The sequence below is a fragment of the Paractinoplanes brasiliensis genome (assembly GCF_004362215.1).
Lineage (GTDB): Bacteria > Actinomycetota > Actinomycetes > Mycobacteriales > Micromonosporaceae > Actinoplanes > Actinoplanes brasiliensis.
Genome location: NZ_SNWR01000001.1, coordinates 6,562,883 through 6,582,582 on the forward strand (window position 1 = coordinate 6,562,883; position 19,700 = coordinate 6,582,582).

At 69.1% G+C, this 19,700-nt stretch carries 18 protein-coding genes and 1 riboswitch; of the genes, 11 read left to right on the forward strand and 7 right to left on the reverse strand.

Annotation, left to right across the window (positions count from 1 at the left end):
• Nucleotides 1-39 precede the first annotated feature (39 nt).
• On the forward strand, nucleotides 40-534 hold the full coding sequence (locus C8E87_RS47005; RefSeq protein WP_279536898.1) for a site-2 protease family protein: 495 nt from the start codon (nucleotides 40-42) through the stop codon (nucleotides 532-534).
• 6 nt (nucleotides 535-540) lie between these two features.
• On the forward strand, nucleotides 541-1,137 hold the full coding sequence (locus C8E87_RS47010; protein ID WP_275409137.1) for a site-2 protease family protein: 597 nt from the start codon (nucleotides 541-543) through the stop codon (nucleotides 1,135-1,137).
• A 293-nt stretch (nucleotides 1,138-1,430) separates the two neighbouring features.
• Here the strand turns inward: C8E87_RS47010 and C8E87_RS29470 are convergent, their stop codons facing one another.
• Nucleotides 1,431-2,582, reverse strand: coding sequence for a serpin family protein (locus C8E87_RS29470; RefSeq protein WP_166661282.1), 1,152 nt, complete (start codon nucleotides 2,580-2,582; stop codon nucleotides 1,431-1,433).
• 201 nt (nucleotides 2,583-2,783) lie between these two features.
• Nucleotides 2,784-2,946: riboswitch (cyclic di-AMP (ydaO/yuaA leader) on the forward strand.
• 1 nt (nucleotide 2,947) lies between these two features.
• On the opposite strand from C8E87_RS29470, the gene C8E87_RS29475 reads away from it, so the two are divergent.
• The 3 genes from C8E87_RS29475 to C8E87_RS46470 all read left to right on the forward strand — a co-directional run bounded on the left by C8E87_RS29475 (nucleotide 2,948) and on the right by C8E87_RS46470 (nucleotide 7,518).
• On the forward strand, nucleotides 2,948-3,511 hold the full coding sequence (locus C8E87_RS29475; RefSeq protein WP_133876096.1) for a LysM peptidoglycan-binding domain-containing protein: 564 nt from the start codon (nucleotides 2,948-2,950) through the stop codon (nucleotides 3,509-3,511).
• A 235-nt stretch (nucleotides 3,512-3,746) separates the two neighbouring features.
• A complete protein-coding gene (locus tag C8E87_RS29480) occupies nucleotides 3,747-5,957 on the forward strand; it encodes a M4 family metallopeptidase (RefSeq protein ID WP_239080595.1) in 2,211 nt (736 codons plus the stop codon).
• 106 nt (nucleotides 5,958-6,063) lie between these two features.
• The gene (locus C8E87_RS46470) at nucleotides 6,064-7,518 is read left to right on the forward strand and encodes a glycoside hydrolase (RefSeq protein ID WP_133876098.1); all 1,455 of its coding nucleotides are present in this window, start codon (nucleotides 6,064-6,066) and stop codon (nucleotides 7,516-7,518) included.
• 128 nt (nucleotides 7,519-7,646) lie between these two features.
• On the opposite strand, the gene C8E87_RS29490 is transcribed toward C8E87_RS46470, so the two are convergent.
• Entirely contained in the window at nucleotides 7,647-8,582 is a 936-nt protein-coding gene (locus tag C8E87_RS29490; RefSeq protein ID WP_166661283.1) for a hypothetical protein, read from the reverse strand.
• Between the two features lie 427 nt (nucleotides 8,583-9,009).
• On the opposite strand from C8E87_RS29490, the gene C8E87_RS29495 reads away from it, so the two are divergent.
• Nucleotides 9,010-9,384, forward strand: coding sequence for a hypothetical protein (locus C8E87_RS29495; protein ID WP_133876100.1), 375 nt, complete (start codon nucleotides 9,010-9,012; stop codon nucleotides 9,382-9,384).
• A gap of 167 nt (nucleotides 9,385-9,551) precedes the next feature.
• Here the strand turns inward: C8E87_RS29495 and C8E87_RS29500 are convergent, their stop codons facing one another.
• The 4 genes from C8E87_RS29500 to C8E87_RS29515 all read right to left on the reverse strand — a co-directional run bounded on the left by C8E87_RS29500 (nucleotide 9,552) and on the right by C8E87_RS29515 (nucleotide 12,476).
• On the reverse strand, nucleotides 9,552-9,980 hold the full coding sequence (locus C8E87_RS29500) for a DUF6578 domain-containing protein (protein ID WP_133876101.1): 429 nt from the start codon (nucleotides 9,978-9,980) through the stop codon (nucleotides 9,552-9,554).
• A 264-nt stretch (nucleotides 9,981-10,244) separates the two neighbouring features.
• A complete protein-coding gene (locus C8E87_RS45795) occupies nucleotides 10,245-10,391 on the reverse strand; it encodes a hypothetical protein (protein ID WP_243755162.1) in 147 nt (48 codons plus the stop codon).
• Nucleotides 10,369-11,667 (reverse strand): WGR domain-containing protein, encoded by a 1,299-nt coding sequence (locus C8E87_RS29510; protein ID WP_243755163.1) that lies wholly within the window; start codon nucleotides 11,665-11,667, stop codon nucleotides 10,369-10,371. Before C8E87_RS29510 ends, C8E87_RS45795 begins: the two co-directional genes overlap by 23 nt.
• A gap of 65 nt (nucleotides 11,668-11,732) precedes the next feature.
• Nucleotides 11,733-12,476 carry a serine hydrolase domain-containing protein gene (locus tag C8E87_RS29515; RefSeq protein ID WP_133876102.1) on the reverse strand — a complete coding sequence of 248 codons (744 nt, stop codon included), beginning with the start codon at nucleotides 12,474-12,476 and terminating at the stop codon, nucleotides 11,733-11,735.
• 36 nt (nucleotides 12,477-12,512) lie between these two features.
• Here C8E87_RS29515 and C8E87_RS29520 point away from each other — a divergent pair, with 36 nt between their 5' ends.
• From C8E87_RS29520 to C8E87_RS45805, 3 genes are read left to right on the forward strand one after another with little or no spacing between them, the layout of a single operon-like run.
• Entirely contained in the window at nucleotides 12,513-14,117 is a 1,605-nt protein-coding gene (locus tag C8E87_RS29520; RefSeq protein ID WP_133876103.1) for an RICIN domain-containing protein, read from the forward strand.
• Between the two features lie 28 nt (nucleotides 14,118-14,145).
• Complete coding sequence (locus C8E87_RS45800) at nucleotides 14,146-14,292, forward strand: hypothetical protein (protein WP_239080594.1); 147 nt, start codon at nucleotides 14,146-14,148, stop codon at nucleotides 14,290-14,292.
• Nucleotides 14,286-14,543: a DoxX family protein gene (locus C8E87_RS45805; RefSeq protein ID WP_239080593.1), complete on the forward strand. Its 258-nt coding sequence runs from the start codon at nucleotides 14,286-14,288 to the stop codon at nucleotides 14,541-14,543. Before C8E87_RS45800 ends, C8E87_RS45805 begins: the two co-directional genes overlap by 7 nt.
• 396 nt (nucleotides 14,544-14,939) lie before the next feature.
• Here C8E87_RS45805 and C8E87_RS29530 read toward each other — a convergent pair whose 3' ends face one another.
• Nucleotides 14,940-16,532 carry an ABC transporter permease gene (locus C8E87_RS29530; RefSeq protein ID WP_133876104.1) on the reverse strand — a complete coding sequence of 531 codons (1,593 nt, stop codon included), beginning with the start codon at nucleotides 16,530-16,532 and terminating at the stop codon, nucleotides 14,940-14,942.
• Nucleotides 16,533-16,658: 126 nt separating this feature from the next.
• On the opposite strand from C8E87_RS29530, the gene C8E87_RS29535 reads away from it, so the two are divergent.
• Together C8E87_RS29535 and C8E87_RS29540 are read left to right on the forward strand one after the other, a co-directional pair.
• Complete coding sequence (locus tag C8E87_RS29535; protein WP_133876105.1) at nucleotides 16,659-18,335, forward strand: DUF4331 domain-containing protein; 1,677 nt, start codon at nucleotides 16,659-16,661, stop codon at nucleotides 18,333-18,335.
• Nucleotides 18,336-18,388: 53 nt separating this feature from the next.
• A complete protein-coding gene (locus C8E87_RS29540) occupies nucleotides 18,389-19,690 on the forward strand; it encodes a tetratricopeptide repeat protein (RefSeq protein WP_133876106.1) in 1,302 nt (433 codons plus the stop codon).
• Nucleotides 19,691-19,700 lie beyond the last annotated feature (10 nt).

The window sequence follows — 19,700 nt, forward strand, 5'->3', positions numbered from 1 at the left end:
GTGCCGTCCCCTACGATCGGGCCCGTGTTGGCGTACACCGTGGGGGCCTTGCTCTTTCTGGTCGGCATCTGCCTGTCGCTCGCGTGGCACGAGGCGGGGCACATGCTGGCCGCCCGCGCGTTCGGCATGAAGGTGCGGCGCTTCTTCGTGGGCCGCGGCCCGACGGTGTTCTCGTTCCGGCGTGGCGAAACGGAATACGGGTTGAAGGCGCTGCCGATCGGCGGGTTCTGCGACATCGCCGGCCTGACCTCGCTCGACGAGCTGAGCGCGGACGAGCAGCCGCGCGCGATGTGGCGTTACCCGGCGTGGAAGCGCACCACGGTCATGCTGGCCGGCCCGGTCATGCACGTGATCCTGGCCGGGGCGATCCTCTACGCGATGGCCCTCACTGTGGGCCTTCCCAACCTGAGCCCGGTCACCGAGCCGGTCGTCGCGGCCACCTCCTGCGTCGGCACTGTCTGCCCGGCGGCTGAGGCCGGCCTGCGCGCGGGCGACCGGATCGAATCGATCGGCGGCACGGCCACTCCGCGCTAGGTCGACGTGCTGACCGCCGTACGGGCCGCCGACGGCCCCACCGCGCTGGTCGTGAGCCGCGGCGGCGAGACGCTGACGTTGACCGTGGACGTCGCACAGGGGCGGATCGGTGCGTCCCCGCAGCCGCCCCCGGCATATGTGGAAGGCGGCTTGTCCGAGACGGCGGTGTTCACCGGCGACCTCCTGAAGGCGAGCGCCGTCCAGCTCGCCGCGTTCCCCGAGCGGATTCCTGCCGTGGTCCAGGCGATCGGCGGCGAACGCGACGTCGACACGCCGATCAGCATGGTCGGAGCGAGCCGCCTCGGGGGAGAGGCCGTGGAACGCGGCCTGTGGGCCACCTTTCTGTTGTTGCTGGTCAGCCTCAACCTGTTCATGGCCGTGTTCAACCTGCTGCCCCTGCTGCCGCTCGACGGCGGCCACATCGCGGTGGTCTGGTTCGAGCGCGTCCGCGACTTCGCCCGCCGCCTGCGCGGCCGCCCAGCCGGCGGCCCGGTCGACTTCACCCGGCTGTTCCCGGCCACGATGGTCTTGATCGTCCTCGGCGGGGCGGTGATGGCCTTGACCATCACCGCCGACATCGTCAACCCGATCCGACTGTCCTGAGGCCACCGCGGGCCGGCGTCGCCTGCCCGGAACCGACATGCTGGTGCCGCACTGCCGGCGCGGGCAGCGCGCGACGGCCGGCCGGGGTGCCGCACCCGGCCGTCGCGCCTCAGGCTGACAGGACCGGCCGCAGGCACCGAGCCCTCCTTGAGCAGCCGGGTGCTCCCGCTACGCCGGGCCACCTCGTCGAGCCCGGCCACCTCGTCGAGCCCGGCGATCTCGCCGCGTGCGGAGAGGCGGAGTTCGCGGAGGCGGAGTCCGCGGAGGCGAGTGTGCCCGGTCGCCGTCGGGCGCTAACGCGGGTCCCGTACGGCTCCCATGAACACGATCGTGCCGGTCTGCTGGTCGGAGATCGTGAACTGGAACGGCCGATCGGCGCGGAACACGACCGGATCGACGCGGGCCGAGGTCATCATGGCCCCGCCCGTGACGGCGGCCGCCTCGGTGCCCTTCTCGTCCACCCGCACATACGTCTTGTGATAGACCTTTTCGAGCCACCGCCCGTCGGGGGACATCGGGCGGAAGTTCGCGCGCCCCGCGTCGAACGGGCTCGCCATGCCCAGCTCGCGCAGCGGCGCCTTGAGATCACCCTCCCAGCGCAGCTCGAAGCGGGGCAGAGCCACATCGTCGAACTCGCGCGGGGCGAGCTCGCTTTTCAGGGCCTGCCACTCGGCGGCGCCGGCGGTTCGCCCGCTCGCGGAAAGAACGACTTCCATGCCGTAGCGCCCCTTTTCCCCGTACGGGAGACGCAGCATCCGGAAACCGTCACGCTCGGCATAGTCGAAGGACGCGTGGGTCAGGTGCATCATCGGCACCACTATCGGCCCGCCCGCGGTGGTGAATCTCTCGTCGCGCGTGTCCTCGAACTCGCGCTGCCACTTGCCGAGGAAATACACCGCATTGACCAGTACGAGCACCGCCTGCGCGCTGGGCAGGCCGAGCTCGCGGGCGATGCCCTTGATGCGGCCGCCGGTGTTCTCGTCGACCCATTCGTCGATTTTGCGAGCCGTCTCCGCCGAACCCAGGTCGACGTTCTCCACCGTTCCGCCGAAACTGCGCCGCACAAAATCGACGTACGCGTCCTCGAGCGTCCCGCTGTTGTAGAGCGCGTCGGACACCGACAGTGTCACGTCGTCGGCGCCGGCCAGTTCGCGCAGCAGCGCACCGACCCGCTCGTCGCGCCCCTCGCGCAGCCCCAGCACCCGCGCCATCTCGGTCGCCGTGTCACCGTCGGCCCCGGCCGCGACCATGGCGAGAAGCACCGAAACCGACAGCGGCGAGGTGATGGTGTTCTTGTCCTCCCGATCGACCTCGTGGAACAGGTCGAAACCGAACCTGTTGACGGCCTGAGCGACCGGCGCGGCGTCACTCGCCGCCAGCTTCACCTTGATGCGAGCGGCGTCGCCGGGAACCTCGCCGCCCCCGCACGCCGAGGTCGTCAACAAGCCGCAGACCAGCGCAAACGTAACTAGGACACGAATCACAAATCCTTGGACCACGGCCGCGCCTTCCCGGTTCCGCATCGATGAGAACAAGCTCACGATCGCCCTTCCAGGCTTGGCCGTACGGGCGGTCGCGTGGTTACCGTCGGCCAGTCCCGCAATCGTGGGCACCCCGGGCGGAACGCCGAATCCTGCCGCCGCCCGTGCGGAAACGAACCCAAGGCATGGAGCGGGGGACCCACAAGTTCCTCGACGCGCTGCTGCCCTTTTGCGGCACGCGCGTCTCGGGGTGAAGCCGCCGATGCGCGCGGCCGGGCAGCCCAGCCCGAACCCGACAGCTCACCTCGCAGGCGTGGAGGTAGCTTTTCATGGCTCAGCTCGGAAAGAAGACCCGTGTCGCGTTCGGCCTGACCGTCGCCGGTTTCGCGGGAGCGGTCGGTTTGCTCGGCCCCGCGTCGCCCGCCCAGGCGGCCAGTGTGAACTGGGACGCGATCGCCAAGTGCGAGTCCGGCGGCAACTGGAAAATCAACACCGGCAACGGCTACTACGGTGGCCTGCAGTTCAGCCGGAGCACGTGGAAGGCGTACGGGGGAACGAAGTACGCCTCGACCGCGAACAAGGCCACCAAGGCCGAGCAGATCAAAATCGCGGAAAAGGTGCTGAAGGGTCAGGGAATCGGCGCCTGGCCGACGTGCGGCAAGAAGGGCGGCACCCCCAAGGCCACCGCCAAGAAGGCCACCGCGCCGAAGAAGGCCACCGCTGCGAAGGCGGCCACGACCGGCAAGCACTACGTCGTGAAGCCGGGCGACACGCTGGCCTCGATCGCGGCCAAGCACCACGTCAAGGGCGGCTGGAAGGCCCTGTACCAGCTGAACAAGCCGGTGCTGAAGAGCCCGAGCCTGATCTTCCCGGGTCAGCGGCTGGCTCTCTGAGCCTGTGGGCGCCCGGCTCGGCCCTCGTGGCCGGGCCGGGCTGCCGTCCCACCCAGTGGACAGGCGACGGTCCGCGCGAATCGGCCCGTGAGCTGCGCCGGATCACGCTGGACATCGACTGAACTAAATGGAAACTTAAGCTTTACAAGTGTTTTCCCCCGCCGGGGATCCTCAAGTGTGAAGATCTCTCACATAGACGGACATGGATGTCCGCCCTCGTGGGAGAGGAACACACGTGAGATTTGCTGTCGCGCTGGCCGGCGCCATCGCCCTGGCCAGTGGGGGCCTGGTGGCCACAGCCACAACCGCTTCCGCCGCGCCGGTCACCCCCGGCTCGTCGCTGATCGACCAGGCCGGACCGGCGATCAAGAAGTCCGCCAAGGACCGCTTCGCGGTTCACACCAACAAGAACGGCATCGTCCGCTACACCCGCACGTACGACGGTTTGCGCGTCTACGGCGGCGACCTCGTCATCCGTACGAAGGCCGGGAAGTTCGCCGGAGCGTCGGCGGGCCTGGCCAAACCGCTCAGCCTGGGCACGAAGCCGACGGTGACCGCCGCGAGCGCGAGCGCCATCGCCAAGGGCCAGTTCCAGGGCACGATCACCAAGACCGGTTCGCCGGAGCTGTTCGTCGACGCCAGCAGCGGTGTCGGCAAGCTGTCGTGGGAGACCGTCATCACCGGCTGGCAGCCCGACGGTCAGACCCCGTCGCGGTTCCATGTCATCACGGACGCGCTGACCGGCAAGGTCGTCGGCTCCTACGACGAGATCGAGAACGTCGCCGGCACGGGCAACAGCATCTACTCGGGCCAGGTCACGATCGAGAGCACTCCCTCGGGCGCCTCGTTCAACCTCGTCGACCCCGTACGGGGTAACGGGTCCACTTGCGACATGAACAACCGGACGTCGGGAACGTGCGCCACGTTCACCGACGCCGACAACACCTGGGGCAACGGCGCGGCTTCCGACCGCCAGTCGGCTGCCGTGGACGCACACTTCGGCGCCGCCGTCACGTTCGACTACTTCAAGAACGTGCACGGCCGCAACGGCATCTTCGGCGACGGCCGGGGTGTTCCCTCCCGCGTGCACTACGGCAGTTCGTACGTGAACGCTTTCTGGGACGGCGCCCAGATGACGTACGGCGACGGCGCGGGCAACGCCGAGCCGCTGGTCGCGCTGGACGTGGCCGGGCACGAGATGTCGCACGGCGTCACCGAGAACGTGGTGCCGGGCGGCCTGACCTACTCCGGGGAGTCGGGCGGTCTGAACGAGGCCACGAGCGACATCTTCGGCAGCATGGTCGAGTTCTACGCGGACAGCAGCGAGGACGCCGGCGACTACGACATCGGCGAGAAGATCGACATCAACGGCAACGGCACCCCGCTGCGCTACATGTACAACCCGACCCTCGACGGGCGTTCGCACGGCTGCTGGTCGACGTCCACCCGCAGCGTCGACGTGCACTACTCCTCCGGCGTGGCCAACCACTTCTTCTTCAACCTGGCCGAGGGCTCGGGCGCCACCCCGTACGGGACCTCGCCCGTCTGCGGCGGCGCCGAGTCGGTGACCGGCATCGGCAAGGAGAAGGCGGCGAAGATCTGGTTCCGCGCCCTCGACGCGTACTTCGTCTCGAACACCGGGTACGTCAACACGACCACGCCCGGCAACACCGCCCGCGCCTACTCGCTTGCCGCCGCCACCGACCTGTACGGGTTGTGCAGCACCGAGTACAAGGCCGTGCAGGCGTCGTGGACCTCGGTGAACGTGGCCGGCAACGACGAGGAGTGCTACGACGGCAACAGCTTCACGCTCACCCTGTCCGCGGCGGGCGCCTCGGTCGGCCCCGGCGAGTCCAAGACCATCACGGCGACCACCGCGCTGGTCAACGGCGAGGCCGAGGAGATCACCTTCACCGCCGGTTCCGCCCCGGCCGGCGTGACCGTCTCGTTCGAGCCGGCCACCGTCACCGCGGGTGAGTCCACGACCGTCACGGTCAGCGCCGCCGCGGACGCCGCCCGCTCCAGCGCCCCGGTCACCATCACCGCGACAGCGCCCTCGATCACCCGCTCGAAGGCCCTGACCGTCACCGTCGGCAGCGTCGCGGCCTGCACCGCCACGAGCACCACGCCCGTGGCGATCGCCGACCTGGCCACGGTGTCCAGCGAGGTGGAGCTCACGTCGTGCGCCGCCACCCCCTCGACGGCCAGCTCGGTCGAGGTGCACATCCAGCACACATACATCGGTGACCTGGTGGTCAGCCTGATCGCGCCGGACGGCACCGCCTACGTCCTGCACAACCGGGCCGGCGGCAGCACTGACAACATCGACCAGAGCTACCCGGTCAACCTGTCCTCCGAGACCGCCAACGGCAAGTGGACCTTGCGCGTGCAGGACGCCGCGCGCGCCGACATCGGCACCCTGACCAGCTGGACCCTCTCCGTCTGACCCGTCGCTGAAAGAAGCCCGTCCCGGCCAGGGGCGGGCTTCTTCGCATCCCATTGACAACTCTCGATGTAATGTTAACGTAAACATCCTCAGCGAGGAGGTCGGTATGGTCACGCGCAGAACGGTCCTCGGCGCCGCGGGCGCCGGCATGGCAACCAGCGCCCTCATCGGCGCCGCCGCGCGAGCCGACGCCACCATCACGGTCGACCCCGCCGCCGACCACGGCGCCTGGCAGGGTTGGGGCACCTCGCTCGCCTGGTGGGCCAACGTCTTCGGCGACCGCGACGACTTCGCCGACCTGTTCTTCACCACCCGCACCGTCACCTACAACGGCGTCGCCCTGCCCGGCCTCGGCCTGAACATCGCCCGCTACAACCTGGGCGCCTGCAGCTGGAACGACGTGGCCGGCGAACGCATGGTCGCCTCACCCAACATTCCCCGGTTCAAGCAGATCGAGGGCTTCTGGCAGGACTGGCGCGACCCCGACCCGGCCTCGTCCGCCTGGAACTGGGCCGCCGACGCCAAGCAGCGCGCAGCCCTGGTCAAGGCCGCCCAGCGCGGCGCGATCACCGAGCTGTTCGCCAACTCCCCGATGTGGTGGATGTGCTACAACCACAACCCGTCCGGCGCGGCCGACGGCGGCCTCAACCTGCAGTCGTGGAACCACACCCAGCACGCCGCCCACCTCGCGATCGTCGCCCGCCGCGCCCGCGACAACTGGGGCGTGACCTTCCGCAGCGTCGACCCGTTCAACGAGCCCTCCTCGAACTGGTGGCGCGCCGACGGAACGCAGGAGGGTTGCTACATCGGCGCCTCCACCCAGCGCAGCGTCCTGGCCCAGCTCCGCTCCGAGCTCAACCGCCAGGGCCTGAACGGCGTCACGATCTCCGCCTCCGACGAGACCAACTACGACGTCGCCCGCAGCACCTTCGCCGGCTTCGACTCCGCCACCCGCGCCCTGATCGGCCAGGTCAACGTCCACGGCTACCAGGGCTCAGGCGGCCGCCGCGACCTGCTGTTCAACGACGTGCGCGCGGCCGGCAAGACGCTGTGGAACTCCGAAACCGGCGACAGCGACGGCACCGGCCTGACGATGGCCGCCAACCTCTGCCTCGACTGGCGCTGGCTGCATCCCAAGGCCTGGGTCTACTGGCAGGTCATGGACCCCACGGCCGGTTGGGGCGTCATCAAGTACGACGGCAGCACCTCGACCGCGGGTCCGGTGGAGACCAAGTTCTACGTGCTGGCCCACTTCAGCCGCCACATACGCCCCGGCATGCGAATCCTCGACACCGGAGCCGGCAATGCGGCCGCCGCCTACGACCCCGCAAACCGCCGCCTCACCGTCGTGGCCGTCAACACCGGCGCCGCCCAGACCCTCACTTTCGACCTGTCCCGCTTCGCCCAGGCCGCCGGCCCCATCACCCGTTGGACCACCGTCCCGTCCGCGACCGACCGCTACGTCTCCCGCACCGACTTGCAGCTCACCAACAAGTCCGTCCGCGTCCCGTTCGCCGCCGCCTCCGTCCAGACCCTCCAAATCGACGGCGTGGCCGCCTGAAAGGGCCAGGCGTCCCACGCGCGGGGGCGACCTCGTACCGGGGTGCGATCAGGGCCCAGCAGGCGTCGGACAGGTCGGACGGATATGCGCGTCGTTCGGCCGTGACCTGGGAATACGGTGATACTGCGCTACCGGTTCATGTATTGGGTCCAGAGCCGGAGGTTGATGTTGCGTCCTGGCCGGCCTAGTTGTGCTGGGTTGGAGAAGTGGCCGAGCGGCAGGCCGGAGGTGTCTCCCAGGTGGGCGGGATTGCGGGGATTGGTGAGCCACTGGCGGGCGTTCGTGGCGATCTGCTCGTCCGGGTCTTGGGCGAGGACCTCGTACACGGCTCGTGTGGAGCCGGGCAGACCGGCGAGCCAGTATCGGACGTTGACTGATCGGTCGCGGGCGAGCGTGAGCAGGTCCTGCTCGGGGATGTCCCAGCCGAGGGTGGCCATGGCGTTGACGAGTGAGGCGCGCACCGGTGCCGCAGGGTCGCGAGCGAGTCGTGCGCGCTGGCCGGCGGTGGTGAGCCGGTTCTGAGCTGCGGCGGCCCTGACCTGGGCGTTCGGGTCGTTGACCAAGGTGTCGAGCGCGCCGGGGTCGTCGGTGCGTTCGGCCAGGAACTCACGTACTTGCCCGACCGGATCCTGGGTGAGCAACGTAACGATCTCGGCAGGCAGGCGCGGCTCCTGAGCGAGGATGATCCTCAGGTCTCGGTGGGGTGAGGCGCAGCACGCCTGCAGCACGCGCTTGTCAGCGGCGGGGTTGGTCATCGCGGCGTAGCGGACCTGGAAGTTCTTGTCGCTCGTCAGCAAGCAGAGGACGTCTGGGGGTGTGTTGACGTTTGCGGCCAGCGCTTCGCGGGTGGCAGCGTCCGGGTCCGCGGCGAGGGTCCGCAGCGCGGCCGGCGGGGTACGCGGCCGCCTGGCGGCGATGCGGCGGACCTTTCGTGAGGCGTCAGTGGTCAGCGCGGCCAGCAGTTCGACCGACGCGTCCGGATGCGCCGCGGCGGCCATCCTCATCCGGACCAGTTTGTGCCTGCCCCAACCCTCGAGATCCTCGGAGACGCCACCCGCTGTCACGCCGGATATCCTGCGCGGACGTCGCCCAGCGGGCAAGAGCCTGGCGGAGGTACGTCCCATCGGGCTACCCGAGGACCATCCGGGCGGGTGGCTGCGCGGCGGGACACCACCCGACAGCCTCCGAGCAGGCGCCAGTACCAGATCGCCATCCGAAGGCAACACGCCCGGCATCACAATGCTCGTCGTCATGACTCGACCAGTGGGTTGGCGCAAGTTTCCGTCGAAGGCACGCGACTCGCGGCTGGATCAGTGCACCGCTCGCCACGGACGACGGCTTGTTGACGGCGGCAGCGCGCATGCGATGGGTAGATCTCTGCGTAGGTGGGTGCTACGTCCGGCTTCGGGATGGGGAGCTGCTCCGGTCTGAACCGCTGACCTGGACTTCTGGATGTTTCGTGGCAAGATCCATGAATGCTGTACTGGCAGCATGGAACCATCCTCCGACGTGGGTTTGTCCGCGGAACCCAAGGCACCGTCGCCCACCCGGCCGTTCTGGATCGGGACGGCCGTCTACGTGCTCATCGTTCTGGGCATGCTGACGCTGTCCCAGCTGACCGACGAATCGGCCGTCCTGTTCGTTGGAGCCGAGCTCGCGACTCTGCCCATCGGTATTGGCTGGTTCACCGGCGGTCTGTTCATCGTGGCGGCGGTCGGTAGCGAGCTGGGCTGGGCCGGCGTGCCTCTGCTGTATGGAGCCTTCGCTACGGCGGCTGTCATCAACGCTGTCGTACTGCGAGAAGTGTTCCGCTTCTTCCACCAGCGGTGCCGGTATCGCAATCGACCTGGATTGCAGCGCTCCTGACACGACTGCAGTCAAGACCGCCCGGCCCGCACGGCGAGCCATGACCGGCTACGAACCCGAACGAGCTCGGCCGGCGTTGATGCAAGACGATGGCGGCACCTCACGTTTGCGAGGTGAAGTGCAATTCATCTCGGCACGAGTGTGCGTCGGGTCGTCTCCGAGCAATGTCACAGCGTGAAGACCCCCACCGACCGCCGCGCATCACCGCCGGCCGACGAGGACGTCGAGAACCTGCCCTGAACCCTGATCGATTTCGGTGCGAGGACGCTGATAAGGAAGCCGGCGAAGTGTCGGTCGTCCAGGTCCTCGTTCCACTTCTCAGCCGTTACGACGGACGTCAAGAGCCCGGACTCGGCAACCGGCTCGGGCGAGAAGCGGCAATGCAACGTGAAGATCGAGGTCACGGTGCCTTCAGTCAGCGGAGCGCTCGAATCGCCGTGATGGTCCTCAACCGCATCGATCCTCGCGGCAACGCCGTCGTGAAGTACGGTGTCGAACCAAGCCAACTCGGCGGAGTTCGGATGACGGAGCCGCCACGACACCGCTCCGGCCTCCCGGAAGTGCGTACCGCAGCACACCATCTGCCAGCCGGGCATCCACGACCGCAGGCAGCAGCCGGGAAGCATCCGGGGTCAGCTGGGTCTCGCCGGGCCGTTCTTGCGGTCCAACCCGGCGATCAGGCCGAACAGGTACTGCCGGGCCCGGCGCCGCGGCTTCAGACCGAGCGAGAGGGTGAGTGAACCGGCCATGCAACCGGTCCAACTCCGCCGACCAGCCTGACGCATCGACGGCCACCATGACGAGCTCAGCGAGCCGATCATCGACACGTTGTGCCTGCTGGGTGCCGTTGCAGTACTCATCTAGAGCAACCGGCGGATCTCCCCGTACGTCCGGTAGAAGCCGCCGCGTGTTGCCTCGCGCACGCCTGTCACGACGTAGCGGCTGCCGCGCTCCCGGATGCCCTTGGGGAACTGCACCTGCCAGTCACGGTGGTAGCCCGAGCTCACCACGCGGATCCGCAGGCGACCGCTTTCCTCGACGCACTCGACCACCACGCCGCCGTCGACGTCGTGCACGACCTCGACCGTGGTCGACGGGGCCACAGCGGGCATGCGGGGCGGCGCCTTGACGTCGATCGGCTGGGGGATCGTGCCCGTGACCGCCGACTGGACGGCTGCCTCCGACGCGTCGATGCAGGCCAAAGCCCCGCTCGTGGTGACGATGTAGAGCCGTTCGTCGCGGGTACTGCATCGAGTAGGCCGAGCCGCAACCCGTGCCCAGTTTCCACAGCCGGGTGCCGTTCACGTCGAAGCAGTAGATGGACGAGCTGCTGTCGCCGGCGAACACGTATCGCCCGTCCTTCGACGTGGCGCACGAGTACACCGGGGCGTCGCAGCGGTACGTCTGGCGGTGCGCGCCGTTCTTGCCCAGCTCGACGACCTGCCGGGTCGCCGTCCCCGCGTACAGGGTGTCTCGTTCCTGCCATCCGAAGAGCACCGCGCCGGTCGGGGTGTGCCACAGCTCCTGCCCCGTACGCCAGTCGTAGCTGGTCACCCCGCCGGAATGGCCGTGGTGCACGGCGTCGGCGTCGCAGCGGACCATCCACGCCGAGCTGCCCCGGCCCGGCCGCCGCCAGAGAAACTCGTCCTCGTGGTCGATCGTGGCGATGCCGCCGCCGGAGTCGGAGACGCCGAGCACGCCGTCGTGGATGTCGAGCCAGTAGATGTCGATCGACGGGTCGATGCGGTAGGCCAGTCGTGGCACCTTGCCCGACAGGTCGTAGACGTTGCCGTCGTCGCAGCCCGCATAGATCCAGCCCTCGTCGGCGACGATGCACTTCACGCCGTCGGGCAGCCGGAACTGCTGCACCACCTCGGCGCCGTGGCTGAGTGTCGTGATCAGGCCGCTCTCGTTGCCGACCATGCACACGTCGTCGTCGACGAAGATGCCGAACGCGGGACTGCCCGAGTCGTAGCGCCACAGGATCGGCGCGCGGGTCGCCGTCGAGCGGGTGCTGACGATCTGGCGGCGTGAGACCGAGCGTTTCTGCCGGCCGCCGGGCACCGCCGGGGCGTACCCCTTGCGGACTTTCTCCCCGATCTTTTTGGACGCCTCGGCCTTGGCCTTGTCGCCGGTGGCGAACGACGACTGCTTGGTCTGGCCGCGATCGCCGATGCGCCCGTAGCGGATCGTCAGGTCCGTGCCGTCGACGGTCACCTCATAGAACTTGTGCGCGCTCCCGGACTCTTCGGAGAGCTCGAGGTACGTCGTCTCGGCCGGCATCGGGGCCACCTTTCACCAGAGGGGAATCGATGGCCCCGAACCTAGCGGGCGGGTACGACAAAACTTCAGTGGCGTCCACACAGGACGTCGTCGATCAGCCGGATCGTCCGGTCCTGCACCGCCCGGGACGCCTCGGGGGCGACCAGTTGGGTGGTCGTCGACAGCACCACGACACGCTTGCCGTCGGCGCTGACGCCGTTGGCTGTGCTGCTGCCGGGGACGTCACCCCAGTGCCCCCACACACCACCGCAGCGGTTCGGCAGATACTGGATGCCGAGGCCGTAACGCGGGCCCGGAAGGTCTTCCTGCATCGTCGTGGCGAGCACCGTACGGTGCATCTCGGCCATCTGGCGCGGCTTGAGCAGCTTGCCCTTCTGCAGTGCGGACCAGAAGCGGGTCAGGTCGGCCGGCGTGGTCACCATTCCGCCCGCGGCGCCCGCGGCCGTGGTGTTGAACAGTGTCGTGTCGGTCAGGGCGCCGCCGGGTGCCCATTGCTGGTAACTCTTGGCGTGGGGGCGGGGCAGCGACACCCGATCACCCGGGTACGACGTGTGGGTCAGGCCGAGCGGCCGTACGATCCGGTCGCGCACCTCGGTGGCCCGCGGCCGACCGGTGACCCGTTCGACGATCATCCCGGCCAGGATGTAGTTGGTGTTCGAGTACTCCCACGACGTGCCGGGCTTGAAGTACGGCGGATGCTTCATCGCGATCGCGACGAGATCCTCCGCCCCGGTGAGCCCCCGTGTTGAGAGTGGGGTCAGCACCCTTGACAGGGCGTGGGAGCGTGCCCACACTGCATGGACGCCCATCTATGTGAACGATAACACCAACGGAAAGGAGCCGACATGAAAGCGCGCCCATGGCGGGCCGCCCTGATCGGTCTCGCCGTCACGACGCTGGCCGGCGCCGGGGTGCTGGTCGGCCTCCCGGCGGCCCAGGCGGCCACCGTCGACACCTCCGCCTGGTATGTCCTCGTCAACCGCAACAGCGGCAAGGCGATGGACGTCTACAACCTCGCCACCAACGCCGGGGCCGGCATCGCCCAGTTCACCCGCAACGACGGCAACTGGCAGCAGTGGCAGTTCGTCGACGCCGGCAGCGGCTACTACAAAATCAGGAGCCGGCACAGCGGGCTCGTGCTCGAAATGCCCAACGCCAACGACGGCGCCCAGCTCATCCAGAACACCGACAACGGCAGCACCCGCCAGCACTTCACGCTGAAGGACTCGGCAGGGGGACACGTACGCCTGCTGAACCGGCACAGCGGCAAGGCCCTCGAGACGTGGGAATGGTCCACCGCCGACGGCGCGATCGTCGCCCAGTACGCCGATCTCGACGGCGCCAACCAGCAATGGCAAATGGTCCAGGCCGGTTCCGGCGGTGGCTCGGCGAGCGGCTGCGGATCAGGCACGTTCCAGTCCGAGGTGACGGTCAGCGGAAACACCTGGACGGCCCGTAACGCCTCGGGCGCAAGCGTTTACAGCGGCACCGACTTCCGCGCCGCGGTGCAGGCCGGAATCGGCAGCCTCACGTCCGGGCGTACCTCTGTTCAGCGCGTTGTCGTGCGCGGCAACGGCTCGATGAGCGCGGGCAGCCGGATCTCGCTGGCGTCGTACACCTCGCTCTCGGTCTGCGGCACCATCAGCGTGACCGGATCGGGCAGCGGCGACTACGCGCCCGTCTACGCCCGCGGGGTCAGCAACATCGAGGTGCCCTATCTGAATGTCACGGGCGCCCCGATCTACGGCATCTTCATGCGCAACGTCACCAACGTGTGGCTCGGCCAGATCGACATGCGCCTGAGCGCCGGACTCGGCGTCCGCATCGACAATCGCGGCGACACCAGCCAGTGGACCCGAAACGTCAAAGTCGATTCCGTGTACGTGTCCGGGGCGTCCTCACACGCGATGGAAACGTACGGCGTCGACGGCCTCACCGTGGGCACCGTCACCGCCCGCAACGTCGGCGAGTCGGGCCTGCTGCTCAACCAGACCATCAACGCCACTGTCGGCACCGTCGACGCCGAGAACGCCGGCGCCGGCACGGGTTACGCCGCCTTCCGGATGGCCAACCGCAACGGCCGGGTCGGCAGTTCCTACCCCAGCAACATCAAGGTCGCAACGGTGAAGGCGCGCGGCGGCGGCCGGGGCATCTTCTGCGTCTCGGAAAGCGGCGGCGCGACGATCGACCGGGTCGACATCGCCAACACCGGCAACAATTCGGTGCTCGTCGAGAACTGCTACAACGTCGTGATCGCCGGCGTCTCGGGAACGATCAGCGGCGGCGGCGAGGTGCGGATCGCGGCCCGCAGCGAGTTCCCGCCGTCGTCCGGCATCAGCTTCCGCAACCTGACGGTCTCCAACACGAACATCACGTGGAGCCCGTGCACGGGAAGCAACAACACCATCAGCAATGTGACGCGTTCGAATTCCACGCTCACCTGGTGTTGACCGGTCCGTCCGGGGGCAAGAGCCCGGCATGAGCCGATTGACGCGAGCACTCGGGCAGGCGGCCCTCGGCGGTGTGTTGCTGACCGCCGGGGCCGGCCACCTGACCACCCAGCGCAAGGAATTCCAGGCGCAGGTGCCGTCTGGTTCCCGGCCGACCCCGACAAGGTCGTGCTGATCTCCGGCGTGGTCGAACTGGCCATCGGGACGGCCCTGCTGGCCACCTGGAAACAACCCGCGCGCGGTCTGCTCGGCAAGGCCGTCGCCGCCTTCTTCGTCGGCGTCTTCCCCGGCAACATCGCGCAGTACCTCGAGCACAAGGACGGCTTCGGCCTCGACACCGACCGCAAACGCGCGCTGCGCCTGCTGGGCCAGCCCGCCCTGATCGCCTGGGCCCTGGCCGCCACCCGCCCGGTCCCCAGCCGCTGAATCCGGCATCACTCGCCACGACCCGCTCTCACTCGCCGAGTCCTGGCACGCCAGGCGCTACTCGCTACGACCCGCTCTCACTCGCCGAGTCCTGGCACGCCAGGCGCTACTCGCTACGACCCGCTCTCACTCGCCGAGTCCTGGCACGCCAGGCGCTACTCGCTACGACCCGCTCTCACTCGCCGAGTCCTGGCACGCCAGGCGCTACTCGCTACGACCCGCTCTTGCTCGCCAAGACCCGGCACACCAGGCGCCACCCGACATGACCCGGCACAAGCGAGCGTCACTCGGCACAATCAAGCTCCATCGCACAGGTGGAGTCGACACGAGCGAGCGAGACACGGCGCAAGCGGGACGGCCCGGCGCCGCCCAGCCATAGTCACACTGCCGCGCGTGTCAGCCGATGTCGCGCCGGCGAAAACCTGCGTAGCCGGCCGTCAGGAACACGCCCGCCGCCACCGTCACGGCGAGCAGTGGGGCAGCGGTCAGCGACTCGGCCGGAATCTGCGGCGTGTGCACGAACGGCGACGCCTGCCGAGCCCACTCCGGCAGGTTGAACGAATCGGCGAAAAGGGCGACGACCGCGCAATAACCCACAACAACCCACGCCACCGCGGCGGCCGGGCGAGGCAGCCATCCGACGGCCAGCACAGCCGCGGCCGTGATCAGCCAGACCGCGGGCAAATAGGCCATGGCGATGCCGATCAGGCGGGGCACCTGCCCGGCGTCGGAGACCGTCAGCGCGTACGCGATCCCCTCGCCCACGCCGAGCGCGAGCAGGACCAGGGCCGTCCCGACCAGGGCCACGCTGAGCTGGGCGGCCAGCCAGGTGAGCCGGCTCGTCGCGGTCGCCAGCACCGGCTCGGCCCGCCCCGACGACTCCTCCGCCCGCACCCGCAGCACGCTCGTGACCCCGTACGCGGCGGCGATCAGCGCCGACACACTCACCGTGAGCGCCAGGTACGAGTCCAGGACGCTCTGCGCACCACCAGGCAGGAACTCGGCAAACTCGGGATTGTCGCGGACGTACTGTTCGATGGTGTTGCCGATCGACCCGTAGGCCGCGCCCAGCAGCGCCAGCCCCGCCGCCCAGCCGATCAGCGCGCCCCGCTGCAGACGCCAGGCCAGTCCGTACGCGTTCCCCAGCGCCCGGGAAGCATCAGGGGGCCCCAGCCGTGACGGGATCAGGCCCGCCCCGAAGTCACGCCGTTCCACCAGCACCGTCGCCACCACGATCAGCACCGCCGACGCCCCCAGCGGCAGCAGCAGCGGCCACCACCGATCCCCGGAGTACGGAAAAGTACGCTGCCCCCACCCGATCGGCGACAACCACGACAGCACGGCGTTGCCGGAGTCACCCGCCGCCCGCAGGACGAACGCGACCCCCAACGCAACCCCGACACTGCCGTACGCGGCCCGGGTGTTCTCGAAGATCTGCGCGGCGACCGTGGTCAGCGCCGCGAACACGAACCCTGCCACCGCGATCGCCGCGCCGAACAGGACCGAGCCGCCGACCGGCAGTCCCGTGCCCGCGGCCACCGCGAACACCAGCAACCCGACGGCGATGTCCGCCAGGGCGGCCAGCGTGAGGGCGGCAGCCGTCGGGGCGTGCCGGCCGACCTGGGTCGAGCGGATCAGCTCGGCGCGCCCGCTCTCCTCGTCGGCCCGGGTGTGCCGCCCGATCAGGAACATGTTCATCAACGCGACCACGATCGCCAGGAACGAGAAGATCTCGAACACGACCTCGCCGCCGATCGACACGAGCAGCTCGGTCGGGCCGCTCATCGCGATGACGGCCGTGTTCCCGCCGATGGTGTTCCGCAGATTCGCCAGTTCTTCCGCGGTGCCGTACAGGCTCTGACTCTGCGTCGACTGCACCAGCACTAGCAGGGTCGCGCCGAGCAGCCACCACGGCAGGGTGGCCCTTTCCCGGCGCAGCATGAACCGGAGCAGACGTGGTGTCCCGGCGGTTTTTGCGGACGTGGTCATCGGCGCTCCCGGAGTCACCCGCCATCCTACGACGCCTGATCACGGTGAGAATGTGCCAAACCCCGACGGTGACCCAGCCGCCTGCGCCCCGGCTGCGAATTGCTCCCGACTCCAGGGGAGGAATTGATGCTCGAGAAATGGCAACAGCGGCGGGCAGCGGTGGCGGCTTCGGGCGCCGTCGTTCTCATCGCCGCGCTGGCGGGTCTCGGCCCGGGCGCCTCGGTGGCATCGAGCCACCGGGAAGCGCCACTGATCGCGAGTGATCCGGCAGCCGACAACACCGACCTGTACGCGTTCGTCAGCCCGGACCGGCCGGGATACGTCACGATGATCGCCAACTGGATCCCGTTCGAGGAACCGGACGGCGGGCCGAACTTCTATCCGTTCGCCACCGACGCGGCGTACCGCATCAACGTGGACAGCGACGGCGACGCCAAACCCGACGCGGTGTTCCGGTGGACGTTCAAGAACGTCGACAAGCGCGGCAACTCCACGTTCCTCTACAACAACGGGCCGGTCACCTCGCTCGACGACAAGAATCTGTTGTTCAAACAGACCTACACGCTCGAGTCCTCGTTCAACGGGGAGCCCTTCAAGACCCGCATCGAGAACGCCCCGGTCGCCCCGTCGCGCATCGGCGCCGCCTCCATGCCCGATTACCAGAAGCTGCGTGACCAGGCCACCATCCAGCTGCAAGGCGGCTGGAAGCTGTTCGCCGGGCAAGCCGACGACCCGTTCTTCCTCGATCTGCGCGTCTTCGATCTGCTGTACGGGGGCGACCTCAGCGAGACGGGCCGGGACACCCTCGCCGGATACAACGTGAACAGCATCGCCATTCAGGTGCCGTTCAAGGATGTGGCACTCAACGGAGACGCCGGGCGCAATCCCGTGGTCGGCATCTGGAGCACCACCGAGCGCAGCCGCTCGCGCGTCTCCGACGGACCGTCCAAAGGCGACCGCGTGCAGGTCTCGCGCCTCGGGAACCCGCTCGTCAACGAGGTCGTCGTGCCGGCCGGGCTCAAGGACGCCTTCAATTCCCTTTCGCCCGACAAGGACGCCGGAATTCCGGCCGTGGTCAAGCGCGTCACCGATCCGGAACTGCCCCGGCTCATCGAGCAGATCTATGGCGTCAAGGCGCCCGCGACGCCACGGAACGACCTGGTCGAGATTTTCCTGACCGGGATCACGACCAAGGCGAACGGGCCGATCAAGGCCGACCTGAATTCGCAACTCAACAACGCCGACGTCGACCCGAACCGGTTCCGGCCCTCCGAAATGCTGCGGCTGAACCTGTCGGTCCCGGTCGCCGATCAGCCCGAACGGCTCGGCGTGCTCGCCGGCGACCTGCAGGGCTTCCCGAACGGACGGCGGCTCACCGACGACGCCGTGGACATCGCGGTGCAGGCGGTCGAGGGCGCCGCGCAGACCGGCAAACTCGTCGACGCGCTCGCGGCCGGCGACAAGGTCGACAGCAACGACAACGCCTTCGGCACGACCTTCCCGTACGTGGCACTGCCGAACCAGGGCGCTGTGAACGCGGGCCGGGACACGGGTGCCGTGGCCGCTCCGAAGTCGACCGGGCCGGCCGATTCGGGGGCTGTCGATTCCGGAGCCGGCGGTTCCGAGGCCGCGCCCGATCTCGACCCCGCCTCCAACTCGTCGATGCTCACCAACGGATCGGCCGTCATCTTCGCCGTCGGCGGCGTCGGCGCCCTGCTCGTCATGCTCACCGCCTGGTGGCTGATGAAACGGCGGCGGCGCGCGGCCCCGCCCTACGGCAACGACCCCACCATCCGGTTCTGAGCGAGGGCGGGCGCGTCCACCCGGGCGCGCCCGCCGGCGAAGGGGATTCCGCCATGAAACGAGCAGTGACCATCGTCGTCGCCGCGCTCGCGTTGTCCGCGATCGGCGCGCTCTTCGGACTGCGCGAGCAGCCCGGCTCCGGCTCTGGTTCCGCCGTCGCGGCGCCGCCGGCCCGTCCCGACCGGCTGACGCAGACGATCACCCGCGCTCAGGAGCGGCTGCGTGCCCTGCCCGGCGACCACCGCACCTGGGCCGCACTGGGCCTCGCATATGTCGAGCAGGCCCGCGTCAGCGGCGACCCGAGCCGGTACCCCCTCGCCGAGACCGCGCTACACCGTTCCCTGAAGGTGCGTGCTGATGACAACTCCGACGCGTTCACCGGACTGGGTGCTTTGGCCAACGCCCGCCACGATTTCGCGCAAGCACGCACCTTCGCGCAGCGAGCGCTTCGCGCCAACCCCTTCGACGCGTACGCGTACGGAGTGCTCGCCGACGCCGAGACGCAGCTGGGCAACGCGCCGGCGGCGACCGCGGCGATTCAGCACATGCTCGACCTGCGGCCGGGCCTGGCCGCGTACGCGCGTGGCTCGTACGACCTGGAACAGCGGGGACGCCTGACCGAGGCCTCGGACATGATGCGTCAAGCCCTCGCCGCCGCGGTCGACCCGGCCGACATCGCGTTCTGCCGCAATCAGCTGGGCGATCTCGCCTGGTTCCGCGGTGACCTGGGCGCTGCCGCCGCCGAATACAGCGCAGGCCTCACCGCCGTTCCGAGCTATTCCCCATTGCTGCACGGTCGGGCCCGGGTCGCCGCCGCTACCGGCGACATCGCGCAGGCCCTCGCTGACACCGCCGCCGTCGCCGCGCGCACCCCCACCCCCGAAACCCTGATGTCGTACGCCGGCATGCTGCGCCTCGCGGGCCGGGACGCCGACGCGGACCGGCAGCTCGACCTGGCCGAGGCCGCCCACCGGATCTTCCTGGCCAACGGCGGCCGCGACGACCTGACCGGCGCCCAGCTGGCGCTGACCCGCGGCGACCCGGCCACAGCCGTGACCGCCGCCCAGAACGAGTGGCGCCGCCGCCCGTTCGCCGAGGTTGCCGACGTGCTGTCCCAGTCGTTGCACGCCGCCGGCCGCGACGACGAGGCTCTTGCGTACGCGCGGAAAGCCTTCGACCTGAACCCCCGCAACGCCGCCTACGCCTACCACCTGGCTCAGGCGCAGCTGGCCCTGGGCGACCGGGTGGCCGCCCGCACCTCCCTGACCCACGTGCGCGCCCTCAACCCGCACTTCTCACCCGTTGACGGCCCGATCGCCGCCCGAGCCTTGACCGACCTGGAGGCCCAGCCGTGAGCCGTCCTCT

What these genes read in the sequence shown, in the direction of transcription:
- C8E87_RS46470 (WP_133876098.1), top strand. Translation starts at nt 6,064, where the DNA reads ATGGTCACGCGCAGAACGGTCCTCGGCGCCGCGGGCGCCGGCATGGCA.
- C8E87_RS29500 (WP_133876101.1), bottom strand. Translation starts at nt 9,980, where the DNA reads ATGCCCGGCTGGCAGATGGTGTGCTGCGGTACGCACTTCCGGGAGGCC.
- C8E87_RS29515 (WP_133876102.1), bottom strand. Translation starts at nt 12,476, where the DNA reads ATGGGCGTCCATGCAGTGTGGGCACGCTCCCACGCCCTGTCAAGGGTG.
- C8E87_RS29535 (WP_133876105.1), top strand. Translation starts at nt 16,659, where the DNA reads ATGCTCGAGAAATGGCAACAGCGGCGGGCAGCGGTGGCGGCTTCGGGC.
- C8E87_RS29540 (WP_133876106.1), top strand. Translation starts at nt 18,389, where the DNA reads ATGAAACGAGCAGTGACCATCGTCGTCGCCGCGCTCGCGTTGTCCGCG.
- C8E87_RS29475 (WP_133876096.1), top strand. Translation starts at nt 2,948, where the DNA reads ATGGCTCAGCTCGGAAAGAAGACCCGTGTCGCGTTCGGCCTGACCGTC.
- C8E87_RS45800 (WP_239080594.1), top strand. Translation starts at nt 14,146, where the DNA reads ATGAGCCGATTGACGCGAGCACTCGGGCAGGCGGCCCTCGGCGGTGTG.
- C8E87_RS29520 (WP_133876103.1), top strand. Translation starts at nt 12,513, where the DNA reads ATGAAAGCGCGCCCATGGCGGGCCGCCCTGATCGGTCTCGCCGTCACG.
- C8E87_RS29530 (WP_133876104.1), bottom strand. Translation starts at nt 16,532, where the DNA reads ATGACCACGTCCGCAAAAACCGCCGGGACACCACGTCTGCTCCGGTTC.
- C8E87_RS29495 (WP_133876100.1), top strand. Translation starts at nt 9,010, where the DNA reads ATGGAACCATCCTCCGACGTGGGTTTGTCCGCGGAACCCAAGGCACCG.
- C8E87_RS29510 (WP_243755163.1), bottom strand. Translation starts at nt 11,667, where the DNA reads ATGCCGGCCGAGACGACGTACCTCGAGCTCTCCGAAGAGTCCGGGAGC.